This is a genomic window from Ligaoa zhengdingensis (assembly GCF_014384885.1).
In the GTDB taxonomy this organism is placed as follows: domain Bacteria; phylum Bacillota; class Clostridia; order Oscillospirales; family Ruminococcaceae; genus Ligaoa; species Ligaoa zhengdingensis.
In genome coordinates, this window is sequence record NZ_JACRST010000035.1 from 1 (window position 1) to 15,816 (window position 15,816).

14 protein-coding genes and 2 tRNA genes are annotated in these 15,816 nt (G+C 59.4%); 3 read left to right on the forward strand and 13 right to left on the reverse strand.

Annotated elements, in window-relative coordinates; all coding sequences use genetic code 11:
- Nucleotides 1–907 precede the first annotated feature (907 nt).
- Nucleotides 908–1,228 carry a thioredoxin gene (gene trxA / locus H8711_RS12475; protein ID WP_249283758.1) on the reverse strand — a complete coding sequence of 107 codons (321 nt, stop codon included), beginning with the start codon at nucleotides 1,226–1,228 and terminating at the stop codon, nucleotides 908–910.
- A 249-nt stretch (nucleotides 1,229–1,477) separates the two neighbouring features.
- On the opposite strand from trxA, the gene H8711_RS12480 reads away from it, so the two are divergent.
- Both H8711_RS12480 and H8711_RS12485 read left to right on the forward strand, forming a co-directional pair.
- Nucleotides 1,478–1,551 (forward strand) — tRNA-Gln (locus tag H8711_RS12480).
- A 40-nt stretch (nucleotides 1,552–1,591) separates the two neighbouring features.
- Nucleotides 1,592–1,667, forward strand: a tRNA-Pro gene (locus H8711_RS12485).
- Nucleotides 1,668–1,825: 158 nt separating this feature from the next.
- Here the strand turns inward: H8711_RS12485 and H8711_RS12490 are convergent.
- The 9 genes from H8711_RS12490 to H8711_RS12530 all read right to left on the reverse strand — a co-directional run bounded on the left by H8711_RS12490 (nucleotide 1,826) and on the right by H8711_RS12530 (nucleotide 13,160).
- The gene (locus tag H8711_RS12490) at nucleotides 1,826–2,215 is read right to left on the reverse strand and encodes a desulfoferrodoxin family protein (protein WP_249283759.1); all 390 of its coding nucleotides are present in this window, start codon (nucleotides 2,213–2,215) and stop codon (nucleotides 1,826–1,828) included.
- 130 nt (nucleotides 2,216–2,345) lie between these two features.
- Complete coding sequence (locus tag H8711_RS12495; RefSeq protein ID WP_249283760.1) at nucleotides 2,346–3,374, reverse strand: substrate-binding domain-containing protein; 1,029 nt, start codon at nucleotides 3,372–3,374, stop codon at nucleotides 2,346–2,348.
- 119 nt (nucleotides 3,375–3,493) lie between these two features.
- Entirely contained in the window at nucleotides 3,494–4,978 is a 1,485-nt protein-coding gene (locus H8711_RS12500) for an L-fucose/L-arabinose isomerase family protein (protein WP_249283761.1), read from the reverse strand.
- A 13-nt stretch (nucleotides 4,979–4,991) separates the two neighbouring features.
- Nucleotides 4,992–5,621, reverse strand: coding sequence for a DUF4867 family protein (locus tag H8711_RS12505; protein ID WP_249283762.1), 630 nt, complete (start codon nucleotides 5,619–5,621; stop codon nucleotides 4,992–4,994).
- 14 nt (nucleotides 5,622–5,635) lie between these two features.
- Nucleotides 5,636–7,159, reverse strand: coding sequence for a xylulokinase (gene xylB, locus H8711_RS12510; RefSeq protein ID WP_249283763.1), 1,524 nt, complete (start codon nucleotides 7,157–7,159; stop codon nucleotides 5,636–5,638).
- 36 nt (nucleotides 7,160–7,195) lie between these two features.
- A complete protein-coding gene (mmsB, locus tag H8711_RS12515) occupies nucleotides 7,196–8,371 on the reverse strand; it encodes a multiple monosaccharide ABC transporter permease (protein WP_249283764.1) in 1,176 nt (391 codons plus the stop codon).
- A gap of 5 nt (nucleotides 8,372–8,376) precedes the next feature.
- Nucleotides 8,377–9,915 (reverse strand): multiple monosaccharide ABC transporter ATP-binding protein, encoded by a 1,539-nt coding sequence (gene mmsA, locus H8711_RS12520; RefSeq protein WP_249283765.1) that lies wholly within the window; start codon nucleotides 9,913–9,915, stop codon nucleotides 8,377–8,379.
- A gap of 99 nt (nucleotides 9,916–10,014) precedes the next feature.
- A complete protein-coding gene (gene chvE, locus H8711_RS12525; protein WP_346728215.1) occupies nucleotides 10,015–11,163 on the reverse strand; it encodes a multiple monosaccharide ABC transporter substrate-binding protein in 1,149 nt (382 codons plus the stop codon).
- A gap of 542 nt (nucleotides 11,164–11,705) precedes the next feature.
- Entirely contained in the window at nucleotides 11,706–13,160 is a 1,455-nt protein-coding gene (locus H8711_RS12530) for a GntR family transcriptional regulator (protein WP_249283766.1), read from the reverse strand.
- Nucleotides 13,161–13,304: 144 nt separating this feature from the next.
- On the opposite strand from H8711_RS12530, the gene H8711_RS12535 reads away from it, so the two are divergent.
- Nucleotides 13,305–13,709 carry a hypothetical protein gene (locus H8711_RS12535; RefSeq protein ID WP_249283767.1) on the forward strand — a complete coding sequence of 135 codons (405 nt, stop codon included), beginning with the start codon at nucleotides 13,305–13,307 and terminating at the stop codon, nucleotides 13,707–13,709.
- 271 nt (nucleotides 13,710–13,980) lie between these two features.
- On the opposite strand, the gene H8711_RS12540 is transcribed toward H8711_RS12535, so the two are convergent.
- The 3 genes from H8711_RS12540 to H8711_RS12550 form a co-directional block, all read right to left on the reverse strand.
- Nucleotides 13,981–14,709, reverse strand: coding sequence for a 16S rRNA (uracil(1498)-N(3))-methyltransferase (locus tag H8711_RS12540; RefSeq protein ID WP_249283768.1), 729 nt, complete (start codon nucleotides 14,707–14,709; stop codon nucleotides 13,981–13,983).
- A gap of 19 nt (nucleotides 14,710–14,728) precedes the next feature.
- The gene (locus tag H8711_RS12545; protein WP_249283769.1) at nucleotides 14,729–15,193 is read right to left on the reverse strand and encodes an immunogenic protein; all 465 of its coding nucleotides are present in this window, start codon (nucleotides 15,191–15,193) and stop codon (nucleotides 14,729–14,731) included.
- A 161-nt stretch (nucleotides 15,194–15,354) separates the two neighbouring features.
- Nucleotides 15,355–15,816: hypothetical protein (locus tag H8711_RS12550; protein ID WP_249283770.1), on the reverse strand; the 462-nt coding region annotated here is incomplete at its 5' end.

The window sequence follows — 15,816 nt, forward strand, 5'->3', positions numbered from 1 at the left end:
CCGCCGCCAGAGAAGGCTGAAAAAGTACTATACTTTTGAGGCGGCCGAAGAGATCGCCGAAGAAACTGCACAGCAAGAAACAGAAGAATAGCCCTACAGGCAAAAGGGCCGCCGGTACAACACCGGCGGCCTGTTTTTTGTTGTGTCGCGGCCCGGCTGGGATTGCTTGTGCTTTGTGGCTACGGGCATAGCGCTCCATGCCTTAGCAAGTGCCATCCCCGGCTTTCCTGTCGGCGTTGCCGACCCGACCCGGAGGCAAAAATCAAGCGGTGCGGGATCTGCGCGCCTTGCGGGTGTCGCCCGAGGGCACCCCGTAGGGGCAATGGTTCGTGGGAGCGAAGTGCAACCCTGCTACTTTTCACGAAGCGACTTCAGAACCATTGCCGAGGGTACTTGCCGGGTGTCGGCAACATCAGCGCCGATTTCATCTCCGGGCGCGGGGGTTTCAAAAGGGGGAAACCCTTTTGTGTGCTTTCAAGGTGAATTGGCCCATCGGGCCAAGAGAAGGGCCCCTGGGGGCCTTGGTCCTTCTTTTCACATAAAAGAAGGACATTTAAAATTTAAACATTAAATTAAAATTGCTCCAGCCGTCCCGCGGGGCCGAAACCCCGCCCAGGCAGCGCCGAGGCAGGCGCACGGCGGTGCGCAAAACACTGTGCCCGTAGCTACAAGGCTACAAGCAACCCCGCCCAGGCAGCGCCTGGAGGCAGTGCCGAGGCAGGCGCACGGCAATGCGCAAAACACTCTGCCCGTAGCTACAAGGCTACAAGCAACCCCGCCCAGGCAGCGCCTGGAGGCGGTGCCGAGGCAGGCGCACGGCAGTGCACAAAACACTGTGCCCGTAGCCAGTAAATAGTAGCAAACCCACCGGGCAGCGCCCGGAAGCGATGCCGAAGCAACCGCACTGCTATTTCGCTTTTTCAATCATATCTAGGAACCGCTGCTTGGGCAGAAACCCCACCGAGCGGTCGGCCTCTTCGCCATCCTTAAAAAGAATCACCGTGGGGATGGTCATAACCCCGTAACGCGCGGCGATATCGCTCTGTTCATCCACATTCACCTTGCCGACCAGTACGCTGCCGTCCAGCTCGTCGGCCAGCTCGTCGATGGTGGGGCCCAACATGCGGCACGGACCGCACCACTCCGCCCAAAAATCGACCAGGGCCAGGCCCTTGCCGCCGATCACCTGCTGCTCAAAACTCTCTTGTGTAAAATGTTCCGTTGCCATATGCAATACCTCCTGACGCGGAAAATCCGCGGATTTTTTGGATGCTCTTGCGGTTATAGTATACCGCTTTTGGGTCTATTTTATCAGGTGAGGGTGTATTTTACAAGATAGCGCTGCCGCGAATGCCAAATTTAAGAGATTGTTCAAATGTTTTGCGCCAAAATTCTAAAATTTTTAGGGACAACCATTGACAAAATTGCGAAGAAAAGTTATAATAATAAAGCTGTTTGAGAAATTGGCGGCACACATTGCCCGATTGTGTAAAGGTAGCACGACAGACTCTGACTCTGTTTGTCTGGGTTCGAATCCTAGTCGGGCAACCACAACTGCTTCATCCAACCCGGGCGGAGCAGTTTTATTTTACGGGGTGTAGCGCAGATGGTAGCGCGCTTGGTTCGGGACCAAGAGGCCGTGGGTTCAAATCCCGTCACTCCGACCAAAATCACGTTTCAGTATTTTGCTGGAACGTGATTTTTTTTGTAAAAATCCCCCCTGCTTCGCCGCGAAGCGGATGGACAGCGGCATATAACCACGCGCAGCAAACAAGGGGATCGCCGGCAGCCGGCAATCCCCCTGTTTTTCCAGGGCCGCGCCCCATTAAAATTCTGTTTTCCAAAACCCGTGCAGGTTGCAGTAGGCATAGGCCGCGACCGGCCGGTCGCCCGGCGCTAGCGCAAACACCGCGACTGGTTCCCCATCCGGGGAGAGGTCCACACGTTGGCACCCCTTCTCGGTCTTCAGGTACACCCATTCGATGCTGTGCTCGGCGGACATGGGGTGAAAGACGCTCCCCACCTTGACGGTGACCTGGTTGCCGCTCTGTTCCACCACGGGCAGATGCTTTTCCTGGGCCCCGTCCGAGGTGTTGGCAGTCAGCTCCTTGAGGTCGATCCCGTCGCAGGAGTATTTGGCCCTGCCCCCGTGAATCTCTTCGATGATGATTTGACAGGTTTCACAGGTATAAAACTTGGGTTCCTTGCTGGACATAGGAAATCCCCCCCCTTTCGGCTTGATGAAATTAGTGTTTCCTGCAATCCATACGTCATTCACCGGCGCGGCGCGCAATCGAAAAATGAGCCAGCATCCTCACAGGGAATACTGGCTCATTTTTTATCGATCAGGAGAGATTTTCCTTAATTTTGATGACCGTGTTGGTGATGTAATCGTCGGGGACAGACCGCCGGTCGCTCATAAAGTAATTGAACAACGGTTGGATGGAGCGATACCCCTGCTCCTCCGGCTCCTGCCCGATGGTAAAGTCGATCACCCCTTCGCGGACGAGCTGGCAAGTGACCTCAATTTGGTCGTGCGAGAGGACATGCAGCTTGCGCTCAAGGCCCAGCTCCTGAATTGCACGGCAGATACCTGCAACACCCGCTGCCACGATGTATACACAGTTAATTTCGGGGTGGGCCTGTAAGGCCTCCAGAGTCTTTTGATAAGCGTGATCGTCGTTATCAAGCGACTCAAACACTTCCACCAGCTTATAGGGCACCTTTTTTTCCCGCAATGTGCGAGAAAAACCCCGGATGCGCTCGTTATGGCCCTTCATTTTGAGCGAACCGGTAATAATCAGCAGATTGAGCTGCTCGGTCGTCATCAGCGAGAGCAGGCCAGCCGCAGTGCGGCCGGCTTCCACATAGTCGCAGCCCACATAGCACAGGCGTTTGGTCTTGCTCAGGTCGGTGTTCACGGCCACAACCGGGATACCCGACTGAATCAGGCCGTCCAGATATTCGCGCATCTCAGGGGTATCGATGGTGGAGACGCACAGCGCCTGGCACCCCGACGCCACCAGCTCCTTGATCGCCTTGATATGCACGCGCACGTCGTAGCCCTTGACTTCGCTCAGCTCAATTGTGATGCCGAAATCGGAAAACTCCGCCTCGGCTCGCCGGAAGCCCTTCATCACATCGCTGAAGAACGGGTTGCCGACGCCGGGCAAAAAGCAACCGATCTTCAGCGGCTGCTTTCTGGCAGCGAGAATTTTTCCCGCGCGGTTTGGCTCGTAGCCCAGATCCTGGGAGATTTTACGCACATGCTCCGCAATTTCAGGTTTGACGCCCGGCCGGTTGTGGAGCACGCGATCTACAGTGCCGCGGGAAACCCCTGCGACAACCGCAATTTGCCGGATGGTTACAGCCACCGGTTATCACCTCCCCAAATCAATACAAAAATAGTAACATAATCATGTTAGCGACTGGGCCGCAGCTTGTCAAGCCGCGGCGAATAAATTTTTCGCCGCGGTTCGACACTTTTTGAGGTTCATTCAAACGGATTTTCACGCGGGTAGAGCATCCCCTTGGGCTGATTGAAGGCGATGTCCGGCACCCCCAGGTAATCGAACACGGTGTAAAGCGCCTTGCCCACATGGCCGAACGCCACCGCGCCGTGGTGCGGGTAGCGCTTGGCGATCAGCACATGGCGGTAGAACCGCCCCATCTCGGGGATAGCGAAGATGCCGATACCGCCGAACGACCGGGTGGCCACCGGCAGGATCTCACCCTGCGCGATATACGCCTGCAGCGAACCGTCCGGGTTGCCGTGCAGACGGAAGAAGGTGATGCCGCCCGCGGCCAGATCGCCCTCGAGGGTGCCGCGCGTGAAGTCCGGCTCGCCGCCGTCCTCCAACAGGCGGTTCTGGATGAGCTGGTATTTCACCGCACCCGCCTTGAGGCGGCAGAAGGGGGTGTTGCCGCAGTGGAAGCCCATGAAGGTGTCGCGCAGGCGGTAGGGGAACTGGCCCTTGATATCCGCCGTGTAGAGGTCCGCGGGGACCGAGTTGTTGATGTCGAGCAGGGTGACCGGCTCGCCGGTGATGCAGGTGCCGATGTATTCGCCCACCGCGCCGTAGATATCCACCTCGCAGGCCACGGGGTACCCCTTGGCCGCCATGCGGCTGTTGACATAACAGGGCTCAAAGCCGAACTCCTTGGGGAACGCGGGCCAGCACTTGTCGGCAAACACGACATACTTGCGCGCGCCGCGGTTCTGCTCGGCCCAGTCGAGCAGGGTGAGCTCAAACTGCGCCATGCGGGGCAGCAGGTCCGGGTAGCAGTTGCCGCAGGCGCCCAGCTCGGAGGCCATGTCCTCCACCACAGCGGGGATGCGCGGGTCGCCGCTGTGGGCCTTGTAGGCCACCAGCAGATCCAGCTCGGAGTTCTCCTGGACTTCGATGCCCAGGTCATAGAGGCCCTTGATGGGCGCGTTGCAGGCGAAGAAATCCTGCGGGCGCGGCCCGAAGGTGATTACCTTGAGGGAGGAAAGCCCGATGAGCGCCCGCGCCACCGGGATGAAGTCCTCGAGCATCCCCGCGATATCCTCGGCGGTGCCCACCGGATACTCTGGGATGACCGCCTTGAGGCGGCGCAGCCCCAGGTTGTAGGAGCAGTTGAGCACGCCGCAGTACGCGTCGCCCCTGCCGTTGATGAGGTCGTCGCCGGTCTCCTCCGCGGCCGCAGCGTACATCACCGGGCCGTCGAAGTATTTGGCGAGCAGGGTCTCGGGGGTTTCGGGGCCGAAGTTGCCCAGGTAGACGAACAGCGCGTTACAGCCGGCGCCCTTCACGTCTGCGATCGCCTTGAGCATATCGTTTTCGTTTTCCACCACGGTGGGGCACTCATAGATTTCGCCGCCACGCGCGGTATAAGCCTCCACAACCGCCCGGCGGCGGCGCTCGGACAGGGAGACGATGAAGCAGTCGCGGCTGACCGCGACGATGCCAAGTTTTACTTTGGGAATGTTGTTCATGACATGTTCACTCCTATTCGATTGTGATGTTGGGTCCGACAAGCCCCTGGAACGCGCCTTGGGCCGCCTCGTCCGAATCCGGGTGGGCGACGAGCCACTTGTTGCAGGCCCAGAGCAGGCGGTCCTCGTTGTTGTAGATGTTGGTCGCGGGCTTGGCGGTGTTGGTGTTGCGCGGCAGCACGACCACCACCCGGAAGCTGTCCGCACCCGGCGCGTTGCAGGGCGCATAGTGCAGGGTAGTTTCATAGAGTTGGACCATCGTGCCCGCCGGTACGCGGAACGCTTCCACCTCGGCGGTGTCGATGCGGCCGCCGCGCAGCTTTTGCAGCGGGGCCAACAGCAGGACGATGTCGTCTGCGGCCACGTTGATTTCACTGTCGCGGTGATATTCCAGGCAGTTCAGCCTGCGGTTGCTGCCGTTGCAGTAGCCGATCTGGATGGGCATGCCGCCGTAAAATCCGTTGCGCAGCTCCACAAAGATGGGCAGCGCCTCCAGCAGCGGGCTGCTCGGCTGATAGACGGTGCGGTCCAGGGGGCAGGGGGAGTTTTCCCGCAGCCTTTTCAGCAGCAGCGCGGTGTCGTAGCCCTCGACCACCCGCCCGTAACGGGAAAAGGCGTCGTCAAAAACAGATTGTATCAGCATAGGGGTTTCTCCTTTCACAGTGTCGAGAGGGTGGAAAATTGCTCCTTGAGGGCGGGGTAAAGCGAACAATAGAGCTGATAATAGGGCTCGTACTGCGTCGAGGCCGCCGGGTCGGGCTGCTGCGGCGGATTGAGCTCGATCATCTTCTCGCAGGCCTCGCGCACGCTGGGGTACAGCCCCGCGCCCACGCCGGCCAGGATGGCCGCGCCCAGCGCAGGTCCCTCCTTGGAGACCACCGTGCGCACCGGGCAGCCAAACACGTCGGCGATCATCTGCCGCCACAGCGGGCTGGAACCGCCGCCGCCACAGGCCAGCATCTCCTGTGAGACAACCCCCATCCCGCGCAGGATGTCGAGGCATTGCCGCTGGGAGTAGACAACCCCCTCGAGCACGGCGCGCAGCAGGTCGTATTTGGTGTGGATGGCGGACAGGCCGAAGAACACCCCGCGGCTGCGTTCATCCAGCAGGGGGGAGCGCTCGCCCATCAGGTAGGGCAGGAACAGCAGGCGGTTCGCGCCGATGGGGACCCGCTCTGCCTGCCGGTCCATCAGGTAGTAGGGGTCAACCCCCATCCCCGCGGCGGTGCGCATCTCCTCAGCAAAGAAGTTGTCGCGCAACCATTTGAGCGAAAGTCCGGCGGACAGGGTGCAGCTCATGGTCGCCCAGGTGCCGGGCACGGCCGCACAGAAAGTATGTACACGGCCCTGCGGGTCGATGGCGGGCGCGTCCGAATGGGCGAACACCACGCCCGATGTGCCGATGGTGACGAACGCCTTGCCCTCGGCCACCACGCCGGTGCCCACAGCCGCGGCGGCGTTGTCCCCCGCTCCGGCCACCACCGGCGTCCCAGCCGCCAGCCCGGTGAGAGCGGCGGCCTCCGGGGTCACCCTGCCGGCCACCTCGCACGATTCGTACACATGCCCCAGCAGGCCCTTGTCGATCTCCAACGCGTCCAGGATTTCGTCGGACCAGCAGCGATGGGTCAGGTCGAGCAGGTTGGTGCCCGAGGCGTCGGTGACCTCGGCCGCATATTCGCCGGTGAGGCGGTAGCGGATGTAGTCCTTGGGCAGCAGGATGTGGGCGCAGCGCCGGTAGACCTCCGGTTCGTGCCGGCGCACCCACAGGATTTTGCCCGCGGTGAAGCCCGCGAGGGCCGGGTTGGCGGTGATCTCAATCAGCCGCTGCGCGCCCACAAGCCGGGTGATCTCGGCGCACTCCTCGGTGGTGCGGCCGTCGCACCAAAGGATGCTCGGGCGCAGCGGGCTGCCCGCCTCGTCCAACATCACCAGGCCGTGCATCTGCCCTGAGATGCCGACCCCGGCGATCCCTTCGGGGGAGACGCCGCTCTCTTCAATCACCTGACGCACGGTGGACGCCGCAGCGTCCCACCAGTCGGCCGGGTCCTGCTCCGCCCAGCCGTTTTGCGGCTGGTGCAGCGGGTACTCCGCCAGAGCCGAGGCCACAGCCCGGCCGCATTCGTCAAACAGAACCGTCTTGGTCCCTGAGGTACCCAGATCGATCCCGATCAGATAGCGCATGGAAATCCCTCCTCATTTCATATTGGCCAGGGCGGTTCACGACTTGGACGAGTGCTTTTTCGACACCACGTCGAACACCACCGCCGCCAGCAGCACGATGCCCTTGACCACCTTCTGCCAGTTGGCATCGATGCCCAGGATGGACATACCGTTGTTGAGCACGCCCATGAAGATTGCGCCGATGACCGCACCGCTCACCGTACCGGTGCCGCCATAGGCCGACGCGCCGCCGATGTAGCAGGCGCCGATCGCATCCATCTCATAGTTGGTACCCGCGGACGGCGCTGCCGAGTTAAACCGCGCAATGCACACCAGAGCCGCCACCGCCGACAGGAAGCCCATGTTGGTGTAGGCGAAGAACAGCGTGCGGTTGGTGTTGATACCCGAAAGTTTCGCAGCCTTTTCGTTGCCGCCCATCGCGTAAAGATAACGGCCGGGCACGGTGTTCTGGGTGTAGTAGCTGTAGGCCAAAATGATGACGCCCAGCAGAATGAGCACCACCGGGATACCCTTGTTGCTTCCCAACAGGTAGGAGAGCGCCATCACCACCGCGCAGATCAGCACGATGCGGCCCCAGAGCATCCCCTGGGATTCCACGTCGTAGCCCTTGCGCAGTTTTTTGGCGCGGCCGATCAACTGAACCGCCAGGTATACCGCGCACAGCACCGCGCCCACAATCAGGGTGACGCTCAGGATCAACCCCTTGTTCGAGGCGTCCCCGGGCAGGAAGCTGCTGAAGTATCTGAGATATTCCTGCGGGAACGGCGAGATTGTCAGGCCGTTGAGCACGATCAGCGCCACGCCGCGCCAGAGCATCATGCCCGCCAGGGTGACGATGAACGCCGGGATGCGCACATACGCAATCCAAAAGCCCTGCCACGCGCCGATCAGGGTGCCCAGCACCAGGCAGACCAGGATGGTTAGATAGACATTCATCTTGTTGCTCACGATCATCACGCCCGCGATTGCGCCCACCAGGGCGACAATCGAGCCCACCGACAGGTCGATATTGCCGCCGGTGAGGATGCACATCAGCATACCGACTGCCAGGATGACGACATAACTGTTTTGCAGGATCAGGTTGGTGATGTTCGCAGGCGCAAACAGGGAGCCCTTGCCCGCAATGGAGATGAGCACCTGGAACAGCACCATCACCACCGCCAGGGCGATGAGCATGGTATTCTTTTTGAGGACCTCTTTCGTCTTTGTCATATTCGTTACGCTCCTTTACCGGCCGATTGCAGAATGCAGGACATGATGCTCTCCTGGCTGGACTCCTCGCGGGTCAGTTCGCCCACAATGCGGCCCTCGTTCATCACATAGGTGCGGTCGCACATGCCGAGAATCTCAGGCAGCTCGGAGGAGATCATAATCACGGACTTTCCCTCCGCGACCAGTTGGTTGATAATGCAGTAGATTTCATATTTTGCGCCCACGTCGATGCCGCGGGTGGGTTCATCCAAAATTAAAATATCTGGGTCGGCGAACATCCACTTGGCCAGCAGCACCTTCTGCTGGTTGCCGCCGGACAGGTTGCCCACCAGCTGCTCCACGCTGGAGCATTTGGTACGCAGTTTTTCTTTGTATTCGTTCGCCACCTGGATCTCCAGGTCTTTATCCAAAGTTTTGTGATGGCTGATTTTTTCCATCCGGGAAAGGGTGGTGTTCTCCCGGATGGTGCTGCTCAAGATCAGGCCGTTGCCCTTGCGGTCTTCGGTGACATAGGCGAGCTTGTGGTCGATGGCGTCCTGTACGCTGTGCAGATGGACCTCCCGCCCGTTGATAATCAGGGTGCCTGAGATCCCCCTGCCGTAGCTCCCGCCGAAGATGCTCATGGCGAGCTCGGTGCGCCCCGCGCCCATCAGCCCGCTGACGCCCACCACTTCGCCCCGCCGCACGTTTAGGTTGACGCCGTCGCAGACCTTGCGCCCGTCGTACAGCGGGTGGTAAACCGTCCAGTCGCGCACCTCCATGCTGATTTCCCCAATCTTCGGTTCGCGCTTGGGGAAGCGGTCGGTCAGCTCGCGGCCTACCATGCCGCGGATGATGCGCTCCTCGCTGAGATCGTCCACGCCCTTTACCAGCGTCTCAATCGTCGCGCCGTCGCGGATGACGGTGATTTTGTCCGCCACATACGAAACTTCGCTCAGCTTGTGGGAAATGATGATGCAGGTCATGCCCTGGGCCTTAAACTCCAGCATCAGGTCGAGCAGCTTTTTCGAGTCCGTCTCGTTGAGCGATGCGGTGGGTTCGTCCAGGATGAGCAGCTTTACGTTTTTCGCCAGCGCCTTGGCGATCTCCACAAGCTGCTGCTTGCCCACGCCGATGTCTTTGATGAGGGTATGGGAGGACTCGTGCAGCCCCACCATGCGGAGCAGTTCGTCCGCCTTGTTGAAGGTCTCGTCCCAGTCGATTTTGCCCTTGTTTCCGCGCTCGTTGCCGAGGAACATATTCTCGCCGATGGTGAGATACGGCACCAGCGCCAGTTCCTGATGGATGATGACGATGCCTTTGGCCTCGCTATCCTTGATGGTGTGGAATTTGCAGAGTTCCCCTTTGTAGATGATGTCGCCCTCGTAATCGCCATAGGGATAGATGCCGGACAGCACGTTCATCAACGTGGATTTTCCGGCCCCGTTTTCCCCAACCAGGGCGTGGATTTCGCCCTCGGTAACCTGCAGGTTGACGTCGTCGAGTGCGCGCACACCGGGGAACAGCTTGGTTATGTGCTTCATTTCCAGTATGATGTTAGCCACTTGAACCCCTCCAATATCCGATTGTGCCGATAAAAATTAGAACACGGGCGGACGGATTTTTCCGCCCGCCCGTAAAACTATCGACTGAACCGGGAAGTCTTATGCCAGATCTGCCTCGGTGTAGTAACCGCTGTCGATCAGCAGCTCTTTGTAGTTGTCCACGGTGCAGACCACAGGGTCGCACAGGAAGGACGGGATGATGCCGGTGCCGTTGTCATAGGTCGTGGTGTCGTTGATCTCAGGCTCGCTGCCCTTCATGATCGCATCGACCATCTTAACAACCTGCGCAGCCAGGGTGCGGGTATCCTTGAACACAGACATGCTCTGGGTGCCGGCGATGATGTTCTTCACGTTCGGCTTGTCGCAGTCCTGACCGGTGATAACAGGCATGTTCTCAGCGGTGTAGCCGGCGGCCAGCAGGGCGTTCTGCACACCGTAGGAGGTGGAGTCGTTCGAGCAGAGAACCGCGTCCAGCTTGGTGCCGTTGGGGGCGTAACCGTTGGAGGTGATGAGGTTCTCCATGCGCTTCTGGCTTTCCTCAGTGGACCAGTTGGGAGTTGCGCACTGCGCTTTCTCGGTCTGGCCGGAGGGAACAACCAGCTTGCCGCTCTCGATGTAGGGGTTCAGCACATCCATCGCGCCGCCGAAGAGGAAGTTCACGTTGTTGTCATCGGGCGCGCCGGTGACCAGCTCGATGTTGAAGGGGCCCGCAGCGTTATCCAGATCGAGAGCAGTTTTGATGAACTCGCCCTGGAAGGTGCCTACCTTGTAGTTGTCGAAGGTCGCGTAGTAGGAAACAGCGTCGCTGTTCATGATGAGGCGGTCGTAGGAGATAACGGGGATTCCCTTGTCTTTGGCGCCCTTGAGCACCTCGGTCAGAGCGGAACCGTCGATCGCGGCGATGACGAGAGCCTCGCAGCCGCCGGAGATCATGTTCTCAAGCTGAGAAACCTGGGTGGGGATGTCGTTGTCGCCCGCGTACTGCAGATCGACTTCGTAGCCCGCCGCTTCCAGTTCGGCTTTCATGTTGCTGCCGTCCTGGTTCCAGCGCTGCAAGCTCTGGGTGGGCATCGAGACGCCGATTTTGCCACCCGAAGTGGGAGCCTCGGGAGCGGGCTCCGCAACGGAGGACTGCGGCGCGCTGCTCTCGGGCGCCGGAGCCGCGCTGCTCGACGGCGTGCTGCCGTTGCAAGCGGTTAGGGAAAGGGTCAGGGTAGTCGCCAGGATCATTGCCAGAATCTTTTTCATTTCTTTCACTCCTGTTTCGTCAATGTTATTATTTTGCCGCACAAGGCGGTTCTTCCTGGAGCCGCACCCCTGAGCACAGAAACTGTGCCCGTGCTCAGGGGAAGGTATAAAAGGAGGAAATTAGGCCAATTCGATTCGTGCTCGAGCACGTCATCTGCTTTAACTATAATCGTTCGCTTTTCATTTGTCAACACAAATTCGTTCTTATGACAAAAATTTGGATAGATTGCCAGATTTGGCATCTGTTTATTGTTAATTTATACCACTAAATAGGGTGCAAATTTGCGTGGTTGTCCCAGTTACACGCCGGTGAATGCCGACCGGGCAAAAAAATCTGTTTAGAATGCAGACGAATTCTAAACAGGCTGGGGCAAATTTATGGAGTCCATACAAGAAAAAAAGTCGCCTGATTTTTTATATTGTGCTCGGCCCCCCTTTTTGTTTTTTCCAGTTTTAAAGAGATAACTTTTTGGTAAAACAGGCTGAATTTTATTGTGCACGAGCACAGTATATTTTAAGATAAAATCGACCCCGCAAGAGGGTTACAGCCGCAATTGCGGGGTGGCGACCGCACGCGCTTGTGCAAGATGAAACCGCTCCACGGTGAACTGCCTCGCCAGGTCCAGAACTCGGCAGTAGCAGCCGGCCAGGCCGTCGGCAAACCCGCGGATATTTCCTGCTTGCAGGAGGTCGAGCAGGCTGTGGCTCGCCTGGTTGATCGATGTAGCTTCGATATCGCTGCAAAAGGTCAGATAGTAGCCCCACTGGCTCAGATTGTGGGCTTCGGTCAGGATCGCCCGCAGCGGACCGAGCTCCAACCGGTCCAGCAGGCAGGTGACGACGTCGGTCAGCGGGGTGGCGCCCGGTAGGTCGAACCGGGCCTCCAGGGCCTTGCAATCTGCCCGGCTCAGCCGCGGCGCGGCCAGCAGCGCGGCGGGCCGGATCACCAGAGCCATGAATTGCAGAGAGAAGAGGTACAGCATCAGGTCGCGCGGATCGGTCTCGGCCTGCAATGCGCGAAGTGCCGCGGGCTTCTCCGGGAGCAGGGCGATCGTCCCCTTGGCGTTGAGCGTCTTACTGAAGCCCAGCCGCCCCAACAGGGCCAGCGCGCTGCGCACCGTGGATACCGATACGCCGTACTGCGCGGCCAGCTCGGCCTCATACGGCAGATAGGCCCCCGGCTGATACTGCCTGGAACGGATCTTACGCATCAGGTCCCGGGCGATACGGTTGTAGCAGTGGTTCCGGCCCTGGGCGATATTCCAAAGGAAAACATCCTCGGGCTGCGCGGGACAGCCGGGGAAGGCGATTTCCAGCAGTTTGATGCTCTCGGCCACCCAGGCGGCCAGGTTGCGATACGTGGCGGTGAGCCGCTGAAACTTTTGCAGCGGGTCTCCGCCGCTCAGCACAGCGGTCATCCAGTCCGCTTTGGGGGAAATATTCCGGAAGGACAGGCCGGTAAACGTCTTCTGCTCCTCCACAAAAAAGGCCAGATGGCCGTTGGATTCAAATGTGATGTACAGGCTGCTGAACAGGGGGTTGCCGCTGCGGCGCAGCAGGCCGCGGCAGAGGGACGACGCCGTCCGCCACCCGTCCCCCTCCTCGCGATCCGTCCGCATGGGCTGGCCGAAGTGGGGCAGCTCCTCGAGGGCGCATCCCTGGGCCGCGAACACCAACAGGGACGGCAGCACAACGGCCATCGTCTGATAGAGGGGAATCAGGCTGTCACGCTTGGCCAAGACCGTGAGTGCCGCGGCCGCCGGGTCCGGGCCAGCCCTCCAGCAGCGGACTACCGCCGCCCGGCGGGGGTACAGATCGATGTACCCCTCCGCCTTCAGAGCAGCCAACACGCCGGATACGGTGCGCGCGCCCACCTGATGCACCTGGCAGAGCTGCCGGGTGGAGAGCAGGCGGCTGCCCGGCCGCAGGTACCCGCTGGTAATCTGGGCCTTCAAGTTCTGGTACAAATAAGAAAACTGGGTGTCCTGGTAACCCATGGTGCAAATCTCCTTTTTGCGCCGGTTTTATGGCCCCGCCCCCTTTCGGAGGATATCGGCAGGGCTATCTTTTAATATACAGCACACTCCCACGCTTGTATTTATAATAATCAAGCAATATGATTTAATTTTTTAACATAAGTATTGTTAAAATGGTACAAACTTTTTCCTGAATTAGAGAAATACACTAGCTCTGTAAAATTTTATGCGAAACTGGAAGAAAATTTGGAGGGACCGGATCAAAAAGGAGAAGGGCTTTTCAGCGAGGAAAAACTATCGCCCCTGTCGCTGGCAATCCCGCTTGCGGCGTCCCCAATTTCGGGGTTAACGACAGCAATCGCCGCACCAGCCCTGGCGTTGTATTACGAGTTCAAGGACGGCGCTTTGGGGGATACCGGCGGGAAATTGCGCAGTTTGCTGCGGATGTCGAAAGCAAGGCGCGAAAAAACTGGCGGAACCACCAAAAAGGGGCCCGCCGGTCAAAAAACAAAAAATGGCATGTTGAAAACTCGGGGGAAGATGTGGAAAGTTCTCCGATACAGCCGGTGAACTCCGGGTTCTACCCGCCGCTTTCCACGGAAAAAACCGCATTTTAAAGGGATTTTTCCGATGTAGGCGGGTCGATTTGTGGAAAACTCAGTGGAAAGTGTGGAAAGATATAATTTTTTACGGCAAATTTACGAGATGTAATTGATCGATTTGTCAAGCCAAAAATATAGTTGTGAAAACTCGAAACAGCACAAGATATGGGGAAACAGCGCGATGAAACTTTCCACAGTTTCCACCTGGGCGCGTGGAAAACATCCTTTGCCGCAGCGCTTTAGTCCAGGTTGCCGGTCTCGTACATAATGGCCGAAAGTGCGCACAGCGGCGCAGTTTCGCAGCGCAGGATGCGCCTGCCCAACGTTGCGGTTTTGACCCCGCGCGCAAGCGCCTGCTCCACCTCAGATTCGTCAAAGCCGCCCTCAGCTCCCACCACGATGGCGATGTCGGCTGAGGTGCCCGCCAGCAGGGTGCGCAGCGGCGCGCCGCCCAGCTCATAAAACAGGATGGACAGCGGCTGCCCCGCCAGCTCGTCCAGCGCGGCGGTCCAGTCCAGGGTTGGGCGCACCGCGGGGATGCGCGCGCGCCCGCACTGTTTGGCGGCCTCGGCTGCGATCTTCTGCCAGCGGTCCTGTTTTTTGGCGAGGCTCTTGGCGTCTGGCCGGGAGACGCACCGCCGCGTCAGGATGGGGGTGACGTCGCACACCCCCAGCTCCACCGCCTTTTGGATCACCAGCTCGAGCTTATCCCCCTTGGGCAGCGCCATGTAGAGATGTACCCGCACATCCGGTTCGGCGGCGCTGTTTTGGGCGCGATCCACCGCGAGGGTCACCGCATCGGGCGCGATAGCGGCGATGCGGCAGTAGTATTCGATATCGGTACCGGTGTCGCACACCACCAGCTCATCCCCTACCGCCATGCGCAGCACCCGCCCGATGTGCGCTGCGTCGCCGCCGGTGATGATGATGGTGTCGCCCGACACCCCCTGGGTAAAAAATCTGGGCATAAGGTTCCCTCCCTGTTGATTACGCACGGCCCACGATGACAGCGTCCTCGGCCTTAAAATAGTCGTCCATATTGCTGCTGAGTCCGCTCGCCTTCCACACCTGCTCAAATGTGATGTCGTCTGTGTTGCTGAGGATGACATAAGTGCTGTCCTGGGCGGCATTCCTCAGCCTGCCCGTAATTTCCAGCTTATATTGATAGGTGTGGCTGTCTGTTTTCCAGGTGCCGTCGCTCATTTCATAATAAGCAGTGGTTACGATCACTTTTGAGTTTTCCACAGACTCCTCAACGAGTTCATCGGGGGTTTTCTCAAACGTATTGACGATATACGGTTCTGTTTTTCCCTGGGAGCAGCCGGACAGCCCAAAAAGACATACAACCGCTAAAAACAGAAAAACTAATCTTTTCACGCCAACGCCTCCTTTCAGGCGGCGGGGCGGCACGGGGGCCAGCAGGGTGCCGGGGTTCCAGGTGAGTTTGCTCATAGGTGATGACGCTCCATTCCGCCGCCGGGCGCGGCATAGTTTTAAGACCATTCTACCGCGCGCCCGCGGGACAGGCTATTGACAGATTAGACAAAAAATCCGGGAGGGGGACAGCGGATGATCCACTGCCCCTTCTCCCGGATCGAAAAGGAATAAGAAACTTACCGGTTGTCGCGCTTTCTGCGGATCACAACCAGCGCTGTGCCGCCCAGGATTGCCGTCGCCGCAATCACAATTGCCGCGATGGCCCAAACCGGCATACCGGCTTCCGCCGCCTCGACAGGGGCCTCGGCCCGCGCCGCGGGCGCTTCCGCCTCAGCCGGAGCCGCGGGCTCGATCACCGCGGGAACTTCGGGCGCCACGGGCGCTGCCGGAACAACCGCCTCAGGCGCCACCGCCGCGGGAACCTCGCCGCCCGTCTCCGGGTTGCTGTTCGCTGCGGGGGCATTGCCGCTCGCAGCAGGCGCAGTGCCAGCCATCGCCTTGACCTCATCGGAGGTGTAGTACACTGCCGCCGCGCTGTAGCCCTTCAGCTCGCCCGCGCCGTTCACTGCGTAATCCTTGCCGCCGATCTCGAAGACCACCGTCACTCCCTTGTTCTTCAGGGCGTCGATCACTGTCGC

What these genes read in the sequence shown, in the direction of transcription:
- trxA (WP_249283758.1), bottom strand. Translation starts at nt 1,228, where the DNA reads ATGGCAACGGAACATTTTACACAAGAGAGTTTTGAGCAGCAGGTGATC.
- H8711_RS12490 (WP_249283759.1), bottom strand. Translation starts at nt 2,215, where the DNA reads ATGTCCAGCAAGGAACCCAAGTTTTATACCTGTGAAACCTGTCAAATC.
- H8711_RS12500 (WP_249283761.1), bottom strand. Translation starts at nt 4,978, where the DNA reads ATGAACAACATTCCCAAAGTAAAACTTGGCATCGTCGCGGTCAGCCGC.
- H8711_RS12505 (WP_249283762.1), bottom strand. Translation starts at nt 5,621, where the DNA reads ATGCTGATACAATCTGTTTTTGACGACGCCTTTTCCCGTTACGGGCGG.
- xylB (WP_249283763.1), bottom strand. Translation starts at nt 7,159, where the DNA reads ATGCGCTATCTGATCGGGATCGATCTGGGTACCTCAGGGACCAAGACG.
- mmsB (WP_249283764.1), bottom strand. Translation starts at nt 8,371, where the DNA reads ATGACAAAGACGAAAGAGGTCCTCAAAAAGAATACCATGCTCATCGCC.
- chvE (WP_346728215.1), bottom strand. Translation starts at nt 11,163, where the DNA reads ATGAAAAAGATTCTGGCAATGATCCTGGCGACTACCCTGACCCTTTCC.
- H8711_RS12530 (WP_249283766.1), bottom strand. Translation starts at nt 13,160, where the DNA reads ATGGGTTACCAGGACACCCAGTTTTCTTATTTGTACCAGAACTTGAAG.
- H8711_RS12540 (WP_249283768.1), bottom strand. Translation starts at nt 14,709, where the DNA reads ATGCCCAGATTTTTTACCCAGGGGGTGTCGGGCGACACCATCATCATC.
- H8711_RS12545 (WP_249283769.1), bottom strand. Translation starts at nt 15,193, where the DNA reads ATGAGCAAACTCACCTGGAACCCCGGCACCCTGCTGGCCCCCGTGCCG.